Origin of the sequence: Variovorax sp. 160MFSha2.1 (genome assembly GCF_048305075.1) — a bacterium.
Classification (GTDB): domain Bacteria; phylum Pseudomonadota; class Gammaproteobacteria; order Burkholderiales; family Burkholderiaceae_C; genus Variovorax; species Variovorax guangxiensis.
Genome location: NZ_CP157624.1, coordinates 4,681,305 through 4,694,178, shown reverse-complemented (window position 1 = coordinate 4,694,178; position 12,874 = coordinate 4,681,305). Strand labels below are relative to the sequence as shown.

16 protein-coding genes are annotated in these 12,874 nt (G+C 67.7%); 9 read left to right on the top strand and 7 right to left on the bottom strand.

From position 1 onward, the window contains the following. Positions 1-75 precede the first annotated feature (75 nt). Positions 76-1,137 carry an aldo/keto reductase gene (locus tag ABL838_RS21330; protein ID WP_369661457.1) on the top strand — a complete coding sequence of 354 codons (1,062 nt, stop codon included), beginning with the start codon at positions 76-78 and terminating at the stop codon, positions 1,135-1,137. An 18-nt stretch (positions 1,138-1,155) separates the two neighbouring features. On the opposite strand, the gene ABL838_RS21325 is transcribed toward ABL838_RS21330, so the two are convergent. Beyond that, positions 1,156-1,779, bottom strand: coding sequence for a hypothetical protein (locus ABL838_RS21325; RefSeq protein ID WP_418117229.1), 624 nt, complete (start codon positions 1,777-1,779; stop codon positions 1,156-1,158). Between the two features lie 91 nt (positions 1,780-1,870). Here ABL838_RS21325 and ABL838_RS21320 point away from each other — a divergent pair, with 91 nt between their 5' ends. The 4 genes from ABL838_RS21320 to ABL838_RS21305 are packed head-to-tail and all read left to right on the top strand — an operon-like array spanning position 1,871 to position 4,285. Further along, the gene (locus ABL838_RS21320) at positions 1,871-2,365 is read left to right on the top strand and encodes an aminoacyl-tRNA deacylase (RefSeq protein ID WP_418117227.1); all 495 of its coding nucleotides are present in this window, start codon (positions 1,871-1,873) and stop codon (positions 2,363-2,365) included. Positions 2,366-2,373: 8 nt separating this feature from the next. Next, positions 2,374-3,219, top strand: coding sequence for a DUF6348 family protein (locus ABL838_RS21315; RefSeq protein WP_184641675.1), 846 nt, complete (start codon positions 2,374-2,376; stop codon positions 3,217-3,219). Between the two features lie 52 nt (positions 3,220-3,271). Further along, complete coding sequence (plsY, locus tag ABL838_RS21310; protein WP_418121765.1) at positions 3,272-3,910, top strand: glycerol-3-phosphate 1-O-acyltransferase PlsY; 639 nt, start codon at positions 3,272-3,274, stop codon at positions 3,908-3,910. Positions 3,911-3,931: 21 nt separating this feature from the next. After that, the gene (locus ABL838_RS21305; protein ID WP_184641676.1) at positions 3,932-4,285 is read left to right on the top strand and encodes a RidA family protein; all 354 of its coding nucleotides are present in this window, start codon (positions 3,932-3,934) and stop codon (positions 4,283-4,285) included. 18 nt (positions 4,286-4,303) lie between these two features. Here ABL838_RS21305 and ABL838_RS21300 read toward each other — a convergent pair whose 3' ends face one another. Together ABL838_RS21300 and ABL838_RS21295 are read right to left on the bottom strand one after the other, a co-directional pair. Beyond that, positions 4,304-4,948 carry a retropepsin-like aspartic protease family protein gene (locus ABL838_RS21300; protein WP_126025268.1) on the bottom strand — a complete coding sequence of 215 codons (645 nt, stop codon included), beginning with the start codon at positions 4,946-4,948 and terminating at the stop codon, positions 4,304-4,306. Positions 4,949-5,091: 143 nt separating this feature from the next. Next, positions 5,092-5,577 (bottom strand): YajQ family cyclic di-GMP-binding protein, encoded by a 486-nt coding sequence (locus ABL838_RS21295; protein ID WP_126025269.1) that lies wholly within the window; start codon positions 5,575-5,577, stop codon positions 5,092-5,094. A gap of 47 nt (positions 5,578-5,624) precedes the next feature. On the opposite strand from ABL838_RS21295, the gene murB reads away from it, so the two are divergent. Next, the gene (gene murB / locus ABL838_RS21290) at positions 5,625-6,677 is read left to right on the top strand and encodes a UDP-N-acetylmuramate dehydrogenase (RefSeq protein ID WP_418121762.1); all 1,053 of its coding nucleotides are present in this window, start codon (positions 5,625-5,627) and stop codon (positions 6,675-6,677) included. A 17-nt stretch (positions 6,678-6,694) separates the two neighbouring features. After that, entirely contained in the window at positions 6,695-7,531 is an 837-nt protein-coding gene (locus tag ABL838_RS21285) for a glycine-rich domain-containing protein (protein WP_418121760.1), read from the top strand. A gap of 71 nt (positions 7,532-7,602) precedes the next feature. On the opposite strand, the gene argG is transcribed toward ABL838_RS21285, so the two are convergent. From argG to ABL838_RS21265, 4 genes are all read right to left on the bottom strand, one after another. Next, positions 7,603-8,943 carry an argininosuccinate synthase gene (gene argG / locus ABL838_RS21280; RefSeq protein ID WP_126025272.1) on the bottom strand — a complete coding sequence of 447 codons (1,341 nt, stop codon included), beginning with the start codon at positions 8,941-8,943 and terminating at the stop codon, positions 7,603-7,605. 158 nt (positions 8,944-9,101) lie between these two features. Beyond that, entirely contained in the window at positions 9,102-9,428 is a 327-nt protein-coding gene (locus ABL838_RS21275) for a pyrimidine/purine nucleoside phosphorylase (RefSeq protein ID WP_126025273.1), read from the bottom strand. A gap of 125 nt (positions 9,429-9,553) precedes the next feature. Then, positions 9,554-10,180 carry a hypothetical protein gene (locus ABL838_RS21270; protein WP_418121758.1) on the bottom strand — a complete coding sequence of 209 codons (627 nt, stop codon included), beginning with the start codon at positions 10,178-10,180 and terminating at the stop codon, positions 9,554-9,556. Positions 10,181-10,238: 58 nt separating this feature from the next. Further along, on the bottom strand, positions 10,239-10,592 hold the full coding sequence (locus tag ABL838_RS21265) for an ArsC family reductase (RefSeq protein ID WP_418117220.1): 354 nt from the start codon (positions 10,590-10,592) through the stop codon (positions 10,239-10,241). A 36-nt stretch (positions 10,593-10,628) separates the two neighbouring features. Here ABL838_RS21265 and folC point away from each other — a divergent pair, with 36 nt between their 5' ends. Together folC and ABL838_RS21255 are read left to right on the top strand one after the other, a co-directional pair. Then, positions 10,629-11,936: a bifunctional tetrahydrofolate synthase/dihydrofolate synthase gene (gene folC, locus ABL838_RS21260; RefSeq protein ID WP_418121757.1), complete on the top strand. Its 1,308-nt coding sequence runs from the start codon at positions 10,629-10,631 to the stop codon at positions 11,934-11,936. 61 nt (positions 11,937-11,997) lie between these two features. Further along, positions 11,998-12,873 carry an SPOR domain-containing protein gene (locus tag ABL838_RS21255; protein ID WP_418121755.1) on the top strand — a complete coding sequence of 292 codons (876 nt, stop codon included), beginning with the start codon at positions 11,998-12,000 and terminating at the stop codon, positions 12,871-12,873. Position 12,874 lies beyond the last annotated feature (1 nt).

Sequence of the window (12,874 nt, the reverse complement as noted above, 5' to 3'; positions counted from 1 at the left end):
CCGGCAGGCCGCGCGGCGCTCGGGTTTTGGCGCGGCGGCCGGCGGGCCTGAGACCGGGGCGGTAGCATCCCGCGCATGAAAAAGATCCAACTCGGTCAGAGCGACCTGCACGTCACCCCGATCTGCCTCGGCACGATGACCTTCGGCGAACAGGTCGACGAGCCCACTTCCCACGCCATCCTGAGCCGCTCGCTCGAGCGGGGCGTCGACTTCATCGACACCGCCGAGATGTACTCGGTGCCCACGCGCAAGGAAACCTACAGCGTCACCGAGACCATCATCGGCAACTGGTTCGCCGCCAACCCCGGCGCGCGCCAGAAGCTGGTGGTCGCGACCAAGGTGGCCGGCCCCTCGCGCGGCATGCCCTGGGTGCGCGAAGGCAGCGGCATGACGGCGACCGACATCGAAGCCTCGTGCAACGCCAGCCTGAAGCGGCTGCGCACCGATGTCATCGACCTCTACCAGATCCACTGGCCCGAGCGCCACGTGCCGCTCTTCGGCAACATCTACTACGACCCGGCCAAGGAAACCTCGAAGACCCCGATCCACGAGCAGCTCGAAGCGCTGGGCAAGCTGGTGAAGGCGGGCAAGGTGCGCGCCATCGGCCTGTCGAACGAAACGCCTTACGGCGTGCACGAATTCGTGCGGCTGGCCGAACAGCACGGCCTGCCGCGCGTGGCGACGGTGCAGAACGTGTACAGCCTCATCAGCCGCGGCTACGAGAACGGGTTGGACGAAACCATGCACCGGCTGGGCGTGTCGCTGCTGGCGTATTCGCCGCTGGCTTTCGGCCTGCTCACCGGCAAGTACGACCAGAGCGGCATCGAGGGGCCGGACGCGCCCAAGGGCGCGCGCATCTCGAGCTACGAATCGGTGCGCAAGCAGCGCTGGGGCCGCCCCGATTCGCTGCGGGCGGCCAGGCGCTACAACCAGCTCGCCCGCGACAACGGCCTGACGCCGACGCAGCTGGCGCTGGCCTTCTGCTACACCAAGTGGCAGGTGGCGAGCACGATCATCGGCGTGACCTCGCTGGCGCAGCTGGAAGAAGATCTGGACGTGTACGGCACGACGCTGTCGCCGGAGGTGCTGGCCGAGATCGACAAGATCCGCTGGGAAATCCGCGATCCGGCTGCCTGAGTTCCGTTCCCTGATCCGTCAGCGGGCGCATTCGCCGTTCGCGGCAGCCAGCGCGAGCGCGGGCAGGCTCAGCAGGCCCATGCCGCCGCCCTTGAACTCGCCCTTCCTGCAGTCCCCGCGCGCGGCGCCTGCGACGCCCGCGCTGAGGCTGGAGTCGAAGCCCGAGCGCGGGCTGCCGTTGAGATCCTCGGCGGCTCGGTCGGCGAAGGAGCGTTCGCGGGCGATGTCGCGCAGGGCGCGGCGCATGCTTTCCGAGTGGAGGATCGGCGGCGGCGCGGGTGCAACGCTTGCTGCTTGCGATGGGGGCGATGTGTCGGCCGGAGCCTCGGGAGCGGCGTTCGCCTTGGCTCGAACGGATTGCGGCGGCCGCCTGGCGGCCGGGCGCGGCGATGAAGTGGAGGCAGGCGATGCCGCCTTCTTGCGTGGCGCCGGATCCGCTTTCGTCGGAGGCTCAGTGCGCACCATTTCCACGACGATGCGTTTCGCTGCACCGGCAGTGCGCCCATGCGGCTTCGTCGCCATCACAAGCAGCCAGAGCACCGCCGCGTGCATGGCCGCGACCGCCAGCACGAGCGCAGTGAGGGCGGGGCGGCGCAGCGTGGGGAACGGAATCGCGCCCTCCGGGGCTGGCGTATGCTGCATGGCTCGACCGGAATTCGATGTGGTGCGGCAGATTCTTGCTGCGGTACACCGGATTTCCTGAAGTCATCCTGAACCGGAAGTTGCCACCCAGATGGCCAAGAAAAGCGTCCACACCTCCGAGACACCCGCCACGCAACTGCTGCGCGCGTACAAGATCGCCTTCACCGAGCACCCTTACGAATACGTCGAGCACGGCGGCGCGCAGCGCGGCGCCGAGATGCTGGGGCTGGACCCGTTCACCGTCATCAAGACGCTGGTGATGCAGGACCAGGACGCCAGGCCGCTGATCGTGCTGATGCACGGCAACCGCACGGTGTCGACCAAGAATCTGGCGCGTCAGATCGGCGCCAAGTCGGTGGAGCCCTGCAAGCCCGAGGTGGCGCAGCGGCACAGCGGCTACATGGTGGGCGGCACCTCGCCCTTCGGTACGCGGCGCGAGATGCCGGTTTACGTGGAGTCGAGCATCCTGGAGCTGCCGCGCATCGTGCTCAACGGCGGGCGGCGCGGCTACCTGATCGGCATCGATCCGCAGGTGTGCGTGGCGCTGCTGGGCGCGAAGCCCGTGCAATGCGCGCTGGCAGAATAGCCGCCGCCATGGCGACATCACCGTCCTCGTCCTCCCCAGACTTCTTTCCTCCGCTCTGTCCCGCCAACGAAGGCGGCGGGCCGTCGTTCGAAGTCGAGTTCAACGATGGCAAGAAGGACTGGACCGAGGTTTTCGACCTCACCGAACTGCTGCTCGAAACGCTGGAGGCACGTGGCCACGAGCCGGTGCGCGAGCGCGAAGGCTGGCTGCGGCTGCCCGGCAGCGGTCTGTGGCTCTGGCCACAGATCACCAGCTACTGGGCCAACAGCGACGGCAGCGTGCGCACCAGCAGCACCATCGAGGTGGCGCATGCCGAGCTGCTGCCCAAGGGCCTCTTCGAGTTCCAGCATTCGGTGGGCGCCGACATCGCCGCTTCCCTGACCCGGGGCTTCGACCTCTGGGCGCAGGTCGATCTGGTCGTGTTCCTCGATGCGCTGTCCGCCGACGCGGCAGGCCTGAGCCACTGCACTTCGATGCAGATGAACTGGGAAGCGAAGGAGGCCGAAGGCCGCCCGGCCCGCGAGCGGCGCGTGCTCTTCGGACCGGTCGCGCACCAACATGCGAAGGAGGCGGCCGAGGAGGAAGAACATCCGTTCTGCCCCTGCTGCCTCTTCACCAACACCTGGGATGCCTTCAAGCCGCAGATCGAGTCGGACGGCCTCTACGGCGTGCGGCTCTATGCCGCGCGAGACGCCGAGGGCGAAGTGCAGGCCGACTGCCGCATCAACGGCGAGGACTGGCCCGCCGGCGCCGATGCGCTGCGCGCCTACGCGGCGCAGTGGCCCGACCGGGGCTTCGAGTTTCGCAAGCAGTACGTCGTGATCCAATCGCCGCCCGAGGCGCCGGTCGCCTGATCCGATACGCCGAACACACAACAACAACCATCATCCCCCGCGGAGTGCCGTCTTGAGCTTCACCTTGCCTTCCATCATTGCCATCGTGGCGTCGTACCTGATCGGCTCGCTTTCGTTCGCGGTCATCGTGAGCAAGGCGCTTGGCATGGCCGATCCGCGCAGCTACGGCAGCAAGAACCCCGGCGCCACCAACGTGCTGCGTTCGGGCAACAAGGGCGCGGCGCTCGCCACGCTGCTGCTGGATGCGCTCAAGGGCTGGGTGCCCGTGTTCCTCATCCACCAGTTCGGCGCGCAGTGGGGGCTGGGAGGGGGCGTTGCCGCTGTGGCCGGCGTGGCCGCGTTCCTCGGGCACCTGTACCCGGTGTTCTTCGGCTTCCAGGGCGGCAAGGGCGTGGCCACGGCCGCCGGGGTGCTGGTGGGCATCGCGCCCTGGCTGGGGCTGGCCACCGGCGCCACCTGGCTGATCATCGCGATCTTCTTCCGCTATTCGTCGCTGTCCTCGCTGGTGGCTGCCTTCTTCGCGCCGGCCTACTACCTGATCGGCGGCGGCATCGCCTGGCCGCTGGACCGCACGGCGCTGGTCGCGATCATCGTCATGAGCCTGCTGCTGATCTGGCGGCACCGCGAGAACATCCGCCGGCTCGCTGCCGGCACGGAGTCGAAGCTCGGCTCCAAGAAGAAACCAACCTGAACCGAAGAAAGAACACGTTCCATGGCTTCCATCACCCGCTACCACGTCGGCCCGCGCCTGTCGGAGACAGCCGTGCACAACGGCACCATCTACCTTGCGGGCCAGGTGCCCGACGACACCACGCAGGACATCCGCGGCCAGACCGCGCAGGTGCTCGGCATGGTCGACCGCCTGCTGGCCGAGGCCGGCAGCGACAAGTCGCGCATTCTCATGACACAGATCTTCCTGGCCGACATCGACGACATCACCGCCATGAACGAGGTGTGGGACGCCTGGATCCCGGCCGGCAACACGCCGCCGCGCGCCACCGTGCAGGCCAAAATGGCCAACACGGCCTACAAGATCGAGATCGTGGTGACGGCCGCGCAGGCCTGAACAGGCCCTGGTCCTAGCTCAATAGCGTTTTTCGAGGACCATCTGGTCCGCGTCGCGCCGCATCGAGAAGCGGTTGATGAAGCTGTTGCCCAGCAGCACGAAGGGCATCGCTTGCTGCGAGACGATGGCGTCGATGTCGTACACCTCCACGTCGCCCACGCGCACCGACTGCAGGCGCAGCTTATAGCCGGTAGCCGTGCCGTTGGCGGTGTTCATCAGCACGCGCTGGCCCTTGCTGTAGTCCAGGCCGATGCGCTGGGCGTCGTCGGCCGACAGCGCGATGGCCGTCGCGCCCGTGTCGAGCATGAAGGTGACCGGCCGGCCGTTGATGGCGCCCTGCGTCATGAAGTGCCCGCGGCTGTCGGCCGACAGCACCACGCGGCTTCCGCCCCCGCCCGACCCGCCACCACCGCCGATGCTCACCGGCGTGTCCATGCGCAGGTTGACGCGCTTGCCCTCCATCTCGACCACGGCCTGCTCGGCCTGCAGAGATACCAGCTTCACGCCCTGGTAGCTCTCGCCGATCGCCACCGTCTTGGGCGGATTGCCGTTCACGATCAGGATCGCGCGGCTGCCGATGCTGCCCGTCAGCGTGACCGAGCCGGCCGCATGCGCCACGGCGGCGGCAGCGAACAGCTGCGCTGCGACGAGAAGATGTTTCATACGAGGCTTGCTGCTCCAGCGTCGGTTGTTCGACTTGATAGACCAGGAATACCGCGGAACCGGCTCCGCCGGTCCGCCGGTATTGCCCCCGGCGAGGGGGTTGGCGGCCACACGAAGTGGGCAAGCCTGGGGGAGTACCTAGATCAGTCCCTGAAGTTGTTGAAGGTGAGCGGCATGTCGGGCACGTCCTTCTTGATCAGCGCCATGGCCGCCTGCAGGTCGTCGCGCTTGGCGCCGGTGACGCGCACCGCGTCGCCCTGGATCGCGGCCTGAACCTTGAGCTTGCTGTCCTTGACGATGCGGGTGATCTTCTTGGCCTGCTCGCTCTCGATGCCGTTCTTGATCTTGATGACCTGCTTGACCTTGTCGCCGCCCATCTTCTGGACGTCGCCCTTGTCGAGGAAGCGCACGTCGACGCTGCGCTTGGTGAGCTTGTTGCGAAGGATGTCTTCGACTTGCACGAGCTGGAACTCGGCGTCGCCGATCATGGTGATTTCCTTGTCCTTGAGCTCGACGGCGGCGGCCGTGCCCTTGAAATCGAAACGCGTGGCGATTTCCTTGGCGGTGTTCTCGACTGCGTTCTTCACCTCGGGAAGGTTGGGTTCGCAGACGGTATCGAAGGACGGCATGGACTCTCTCCTGAATTCTTCACGGGTGCAGATGCGACAATTCTCCCATGATCGTGGAGTCCAACGTCCCGCTGCAGCCCTACAACAGCTTCGGCATCGTCGCGCGCGCGCAGCACCTGGCGCGCATTGCCGGCGAGGCCGACCTGGCCGCGCTGCGCGACGATCCGGCATGGCGCGACGCGCCCCGTTTCGTGCTGGGCGGCGGCAGCAACATCGTGCTGACGGGCGACGTCAAGTCGCTGGTGCTGAAGGTCGAGATCAAGGGCCTGCGGCTGCTGGAAGAAACCCCGCGCGCCTGGATCGTGGAGGCCGGCGCGGGCGAAACCTGGCACGACGCCGTCGAGTGGATGGTGCGCAACGGCTATCCGGGGCTGGAGAACCTGGCGCTGATTCCCGGCACGGTGGGCGGCTCGCCGGTGCAGAACATCGGCGCCTACGGTGTCGAACTGCAGGACCGCTTCGAGTCGCTCGACGCCTTCGACCTCGAAACCGGCCGCAGCTTCACCCTCGATGCGGCCCAATGCGCCTTCGGCTACCGCGACTCGGTCTTCAAGCATGTGCGCAGCGGTCCGAACGATTTCGGCCTGGCGGGCAGGGCGGTGATCACCCGGGTGCGCTTTCGCCTGCCCAAGCCCTGGAAACCGGTGGTCGGCTACCTCGACCTGGAGCGCAAGATGGAGGAGACGGGCAACTTCACGCCGAGCGCAAAGGACATCTTCGACTGGATCTGCGCCATCCGCCGCGCCAAGCTGCCCGACTGGCGCGTGCTGGGCAACGCCGGCAGCTTCTTCAAGAACCCGACGGTCACGCCCGAGCAGTGCGCGGACATCATCGCGCGCGACCCGAAGATCGTTCACTACCCGATGGACGACGGCAGCATCAAGCTGGCGGCCGGCTGGCTCATCGACGCCTGCGGCTGGAAGGGCAAGTCGGTGGGCAATGCCGGCGTCTACGAGCGGCAGGCGCTGGTGCTGGTCAACCGCGGCGGCCGCGAGAACCCGGTGACGGGAGGCGAGGTGATGACGCTCGCCAAGGCGATCCAGACCAGCGTGTACGAGCGTTTCGGCATCCGGCTGGAGCCGGAGCCGGTCGTCGTCTGAGCTGACGCCACGCCAGCATGGACCTCGACTTCCTGCACCTGAATTTCCGCCGCCGCATCGGTGCCCTCGTCTGGGCTCGCCGGGCAGTGCCCGTGGTCGCGCTGCTGGCGCTCTTCCTCGGAACGCGGCGCTGGGGCTCGATGGTGGCGGTGATCGTGTTCGCGCTGCTGTTTGCGGCGGTGCTCAAGTTCCTCGAGACCAGCCTGCGGCGCCAGTTCATCCGCGAGGCGCGGCTGCCGTCCTTCCTGGTCGGCAAGCTGTGCCAGGCGCATCCGCAACTCAGCCGGCGCGACGCCGAACTGGTGCTGCGCGGCCTGCGCCAGTTCTTCATGGCGCACCTGCGCAGCGACCGCAAGTTCGTGGCCATGCCCTCGAAGGTGGTCGACACGGCCTGGCACGAGTTCATCCTGCACACGCAGGGCTACCAGAACTGGTGCAAGGCGGCCTTCGGCGGCATGCTGCACCACAGCCCTGCCGAAGTGCTTGGCCGGGACCCCAAGCGCAACGACGGCCTGCGCCGCACCTGGTACTGGGCCTGCAAGGAAGAGAGCATCGATCCGCGCAAGCCCGCGCGGCTGCCGCTGCTGTTCGCGCTGGACATCAAGTTCGCCATCGAAGGCGGCTTTCACTACATACCCGACTGCCGGGCGGTCGAGCGGCACATCGGCTCGGATGCGCATTGCGGCACCAGCTTCGGCGATTCGTCGTCGGACAGCGGCAGCTCGGGCGACGCAGGCGGCTTCGGCGGGAGCGAGTCGTCGAGCAGCAGCGGTGATGGCGGCTCCGGCGACGGAGGCTCGTCCGATGGCGGTGGCGGGTGTGGAGGCGGCTGCGGTGGAGGCGGCGGGGACTGAACCTTGCGCATTACCCATGAAAAACGGGCCCCGAGGGGCCCGTTGTCATTGGAGGCTTTGATCGCCGTCGATCAGCTCGCGTCGCCGTCGTTCGCCAGCTTCGGCAGCGCAGCGCCTTCGGTCGACGACAGCAGGCCGGTCTGGGTGTAGATGCCCAGCTTCTCGCGCGTGTCGGCGATGTCGAGGTTGCGCATCGTCAGCTGGCCGATGCGGTCCAGCGGCGTGAACGCGCCTTCGACCTTCTCCATGCTCAGGCGCTCGGGCTTGTAGGTGAGGTTGGCCGACTCGGTGTTCATGATCGAGTAGTCGTTGCCGCGGCGCAGCTCGACCGTCACCTCGCCCGTGATGGCGCGCGCCACCCAGCGCTGGGCCGTCTCGCGCAGCATGATGGCCTGTGGGTCGAACCAGCGGCCCTGGTAGAGCAGGCGGCCCAGCTTGCGGCCGTTCTCGCGGTACTGCTCGATGGTGTCTTCGTTGTGGATGCCGGTGACCAGGCGCTCGTAGGCGATGAACAGCAGCGCAAGGCCGGGAGCCTCGTAGATGCCGCGGCTCTTGGCCTCGATGATGCGGTTCTCGATCTGGTCGCTCATGCCCAGGCCGTGGCGGCCGCCGATGCGGTTGGCTTCGAGGATCAGCTCGACCAGGTTCGAGTAGCGCACGCCGTTCAGCGCGACCGGCACGCCTTCCTCGAAGCGCACAGACACGGTCTCGCGCTTGACCTCGACCTCGTCCTTCCAGAAGGCGACGCCCATGATGGGCTGCACGATGGTGATGCCGCTGTTCAGGTGCTCCAGGTCCTTGGCTTCGTGCGTGGCGCCGAGCATGTTCGAGTCGGTCGAGTACGCCTTCTCGGCCGACATCTTGTAGGCGAAGCCGGCCTTCTGCATGAATGCCGACATCTCGGCGCGGCCGCCCAGCTCGTCGATGAAGACCTGGTCGAGCCAGGGCTTGTAGATCTTGAGGGCGGGGTTCGTCAGCAGGCCGTAGCGGTAGAAGCGCTCGATGTCGTTGCCCTTGTAGGTGCTGCCGTCGCCCCAGATGTGGACGTCGTCTTCCTTCATGGCCGACACGAGCATGGTGCCGGTGACGGCGCGGCCCAGCGGCGTGGTGTTGAAGTAGGTGACGCCGGCGGTGGTGACGTGGAATGCGCCGGCCTGCAGGGCGGCGATGCCTTCGTTGGCCAGTTGCGCGCGGCAGTCGATCAGGCGGGCGTTCTCGGCGCCGTAGAGCATCGCCTTGCGGGGGATCTCGTCGTAGTCGGGCTCGTCGGGCTGGCCGAGGTTGGCGGTGTAGGCGTAGGGGATCGCGCCCTTGTTGCGCATCCAGTGGAGCGCCGCGCTGGTGTCCAGGCCGCCGGAGAAGGCGATGCCGACCTTCTGGCCGGCGGGAACGTTTTGGAGGATGGTCGACATGATGGGAGTTCCGTTGGTGGTGGCGCGGTTCAATGGCTCATGGCTTTCGTGGCGCGGCTCTTTGCCCGGGATACCGTGGAACCGGCTTTGCCGGGCCATCGGTATCGCCCCCTGCAAGGGGGTGGGAGAAGCGACACGAAGTGCGCGAAGCCTGGGGTTTACCCAAAATGACAGATGTAGCTGTAGGGCTCGCCCGTCACGCGGATCTTGAAGCTCGAGTTGCCGGGCACGTTGAACTTCTGGCCGGGGCCCGAGGCGATCCATTCGTCGGTGCCCGCGAGCTGGTATTCGCAACTGCCGGCGGTGCCTTCCATGATCTCGGGAGCGCCGGTGTTGAAGGTGAGGGTGGACGGCAGGATCACGCCGACCGATTTCTTGGTGCCGTCCGCCAGCGTGAGGCTGTGGCTCACGCACTTGCCGTCGAAATACACATTGGCCTTGGTGGCCACTGCGGCGCTGTTCAGAGTGTCGGTAGTCGTCGTCATTGGGTGGCACCGGCGCTTTGGCGGCCGGCGAATCGAGGACGCACCGCACCTGCGGCGCACCCGTCAAGGGTTGGAAAAGTCCTCGATTTTAGGGGCTCGGGGGCGGCGGCCCGCCAGCCCTCGCCTCAACGGTGCCAGCCGCCGCGATAGCCGCCCCAGCCGCGATAGCCGTAGCCGCGGTAGTAGCCGCCGCCCCAGCCTCGCGAATAGCCGAGGTTCAGCGAGATGCCGACCGGCGGGTAGACGTAGGGATAGGCATAGGGGTACGTATAGGCCGGCTCCACGTAGACGGGGGCGGGAGCGGTGTACACGGGCGCCGGCTGGTAGACCGGCGCGGGGGCGCTGGAGACGACGACGCCGGGCTCGGGAACCACGCTGTCCCATGGCGAGCCACCGGACTGCGGGGCGTAGCCGCCGCCGCTGTTGGCCTCGACCGGGTAGGCCTGCAGCTGCGGCTGCGGTGTCACCGGGGAGGTCGTCACGCCTGCCACGCCCGTCACGCCATACGCGCCGGCCTGGATCGGAATGGTCGCTCCGGGCCGGGTGTTCATGCGGGTGGTGTACTGCCGGCCGTTGTATTCGTACGTGACGTTGTAGTTCACGTCGCTGCCGGTCGTTTCGCGTATCGGGGTGGCGGAGATCACCCGGGCCTGGACCACCTGGTTCTGCTGCGCATGAACGAGGCCGGTGCCGGCGGCCAGCATGCCGGCGACTGAAATGCCTGCGACAGTGCGAAAAGTGCGATTGTTCATGGTGTGTCTCTCCTGCGGATCGAGGTTCGACGCCGGGCGGCAGGCCGGGTTCCGGGGTTTACACGGCGTTGACAGCCCAGGCGTCGGCGTCGAATCCCGCCGTAACGGGCTTTTGGGGCCCCCAGTTGACCACCGGCCGCTTGATCAGGCTGGGATTGGCCAGCAGCACGGCGCGGGCGGAAACGGCGTCGACCACGCCCTCGCGGGTGGCGTCGTCCAGTTTGCGCCAGGTGGTGCCCTTGCGGTTGACCAGGGCTTCCCAGCCAGGCTTCTTCAGCCACTGGTCGAGCTCTGCCTCGGGAACGCCCTGTTTCTTGAAGTCGTGGAAGGTGTATTCAATGCCGTGTTCGTCGAGCCAGGCGCGGGCGCGCTTGACGGTGTCGCAATTCGGAATGCCGTAGAGGGTTGTCATGGCCGCGATGATGCCCCGGCCGACGGGTCGGCGACAATGCCCGCCTCCATGGAAACCCTGAACGACTGGCTCGAGCGCGCCGAGCGGCTCCATCCCAAGAACATCGAGCTCGGACTCGAACGCGCCAAAGAGATGGCGCAGCGCCTCGGCCTGCGCTTCGCCTGCCCCGTGATCACGGTGGCGGGCACCAACGGCAAGGGCTCGACCTGCGCCATGCTCGAATCGATCCTGACGCACGCGGGCTACCGCACGGCGGTGTTCACCTCGCCGCACCTGGTGCGCTTCGAGGAGCGCCTGCGGCTGCAGGGCGAGGCTGTCGATGCTTCGAAACTGATAGCAAGCTTCGAGGTGGTGGAAAAGGCGCGCGGCGACATGCCGCTGACCTACTTCGAATTCACCACGCTCGGCATCCTGCACTGCATGACCGTGGAAAAGCCCGACGTGGCGATCCTCGAGGTGGGCCTGGGCGGCCGGCTCGACGCGGTCAACATCATCGACACCGACTGCGCGGTGATCACCAGCATCGACCTCGACCACATGGAATACCTCGGGCCCGACCGCGAGAGCATCGGCTTCGAGAAGGCCGGCATCATGCGCCCGGGCAAGCCCGCCATCGTGAGCGACCCGGTGCCGCCGCAGAGCGTGATCGACCATGCCAACTCGATCGGCGCCGACCTCTGGCGCTTCGGAACCGACTTCAACGTTGCGGGCGACAAGCAGCAGTGGGGCTGGTCGGGCCGCGGGCGGCGCTACAGCGGGCTGGCCTATCCGGCCCTGCGCGGCGCCAACCAGCTCATCAATGCGGCCGGCGTGCTGGCGGCGCTCGAGGCGCTGCGGCCACAACTGCCGATCACGGCGCAGGCGGTGCGCAACGGGCTCGCGATGGTCGAGCTGCCGGGCCGCTTCCAGATCGTGCCGGGCGAGCCCGCGCTGGTGCTCGACGTGGCGCACAACGCGCACGCCGTGGCCGCGCTGGCCGAGAACCTCGACGCGATGGGTTTCTACCCCACCACGCACGGCGTTTTCGGCGTGATGGCGGACAAGGACCTGGCCCCGATCCTCGCGCGCATCGGGCCGCTGATCGACCGCTGGTACTTCACCGACCTGCCTACGCCGCGCGCCGCCAAGGCGGCCGACCTGCTGGCCACCTGGCAGGCGCAGAACACGCGCGCCGACGCCTCCGGCAGCGTGCATGCAGGGCCGATGGAGGCGCTGCGCGCGGCCATCGGGCAGGCAGGGCCCGCTGATAGAATCGTGGTCTTCGGATCGTTCTTCACCGTGGGTGGCGTCCTCGAAAACGGCACTCCCCGGCTGCAAGCCAAACACCTGTCGCCGGGCGGCTGATCGTCGGGTTGTACGCACCTTCTGGCACCACCTCGCTGCACTCCTCCAGGGATCGAACTTCATGGCGTTTTTCAAGTTCCGCACGCGCGGCCCGCAAGGCAACGAAGGACGAGGCGCCCCAGCCGCAGTCCCAGCGGAAAGTGTCGAAACCATGCGTCGGCGTGCGCGCCACCGGCTGCTCGGCGCGGCGGTGCTGGTGCTGCTCGGCGTGATCGGCTTCCCGCTGCTGTTCGATACCCAGCCGCGGCCGGTGTCGGTCGACATCCCCATCGAGATTCCGGACCGCAACAAGGTCAAGCCGCTGCCCGTGCCGGCAACGCCGGCGCCCGCCACCAGCAGCAGCACCACGCCGGCCGCCCCCGACAACGGCAGCTCGCGCGTGGCATCCGCCTCGTCGTCGAGCGGCATGATCACCGAAGCCGCGGACGGCACCGAGATCGACCCGGGCAAGCCGGTCGCCAGCTCCACGCAGGCCCCGGCGCCCGAGCGCAAGCCGGACCCCAAGCCAGAAACCAAACCTGAGCCGAAGCCCGAACCCAAGCCCGAGCACAAGCCGGAACCGAAACCGGAGCCCAAGCCGAAGCCGGAACCCAAGCCCGAAGCCAAGCCGAAACCCGCCGCCGTGGACGACGGCGCCCGCGCCCGCGCGCTGCTCGAGGGCAAGCCCGTCACCGCGGCCGCCGCCAAGCCCGCCGCTGCCGACGAGGGCGGCCGCTTCGTGGTGCAGGTCGGCGCCTTCGCCGACGCCGACAAGGCGCGCGAAGTGCGCCAGAAGCTCGAGAGGGCCGGTCTCAAGACCTATGTGCACGTGGCGAAGACTGCCGACGGCGAACGCACGCGTGTGCGTGTCGGCCCCTTCAGCTCGCGTGCCGAGGCCGACCGCGCGGCCGATAAGGTCAAGGGCTTGTCTTTGTCGGCCGCGATCCTCACGTTGTAAG

What these genes read in the sequence shown, in the direction of transcription:
- murB (WP_418121762.1), top strand. Translation starts at nt 5,625, where the DNA reads ATGATCGTGGAGTCCAACGTCCCGCTGCAGCCCTACAACAGCTTCGGC.
- ABL838_RS21270 (WP_418121758.1), bottom strand. Translation starts at nt 10,180, where the DNA reads ATGAACAATCGCACTTTTCGCACTGTCGCAGGCATTTCAGTCGCCGGC.
- ABL838_RS21300 (WP_126025268.1), bottom strand. Translation starts at nt 4,948, where the DNA reads ATGAAACATCTTCTCGTCGCAGCGCAGCTGTTCGCTGCCGCCGCCGTG.
- ABL838_RS21265 (WP_418117220.1), bottom strand. Translation starts at nt 10,592, where the DNA reads ATGACAACCCTCTACGGCATTCCGAATTGCGACACCGTCAAGCGCGCC.
- ABL838_RS21330 (WP_369661457.1), top strand. Translation starts at nt 76, where the DNA reads ATGAAAAAGATCCAACTCGGTCAGAGCGACCTGCACGTCACCCCGATC.
- argG (WP_126025272.1), bottom strand. Translation starts at nt 8,943, where the DNA reads ATGTCGACCATCCTCCAAAACGTTCCCGCCGGCCAGAAGGTCGGCATC.
- ABL838_RS21255 (WP_418121755.1), top strand. Translation starts at nt 11,998, where the DNA reads ATGGCGTTTTTCAAGTTCCGCACGCGCGGCCCGCAAGGCAACGAAGGA.
- ABL838_RS21295 (WP_126025269.1), bottom strand. Translation starts at nt 5,577, where the DNA reads ATGCCGTCCTTCGATACCGTCTGCGAACCCAACCTTCCCGAGGTGAAG.
- ABL838_RS21315 (WP_184641675.1), top strand. Translation starts at nt 2,374, where the DNA reads ATGGCGACATCACCGTCCTCGTCCTCCCCAGACTTCTTTCCTCCGCTC.
- folC (WP_418121757.1), top strand. Translation starts at nt 10,629, where the DNA reads ATGCCCGCCTCCATGGAAACCCTGAACGACTGGCTCGAGCGCGCCGAG.
- ABL838_RS21285 (WP_418121760.1), top strand. Translation starts at nt 6,695, where the DNA reads ATGGACCTCGACTTCCTGCACCTGAATTTCCGCCGCCGCATCGGTGCC.
- ABL838_RS21305 (WP_184641676.1), top strand. Translation starts at nt 3,932, where the DNA reads ATGGCTTCCATCACCCGCTACCACGTCGGCCCGCGCCTGTCGGAGACA.
- ABL838_RS21275 (WP_126025273.1), bottom strand. Translation starts at nt 9,428, where the DNA reads ATGACGACGACTACCGACACTCTGAACAGCGCCGCAGTGGCCACCAAG.
- ABL838_RS21325 (WP_418117229.1), bottom strand. Translation starts at nt 1,779, where the DNA reads ATGCAGCATACGCCAGCCCCGGAGGGCGCGATTCCGTTCCCCACGCTG.
- ABL838_RS21320 (WP_418117227.1), top strand. Translation starts at nt 1,871, where the DNA reads ATGGCCAAGAAAAGCGTCCACACCTCCGAGACACCCGCCACGCAACTG.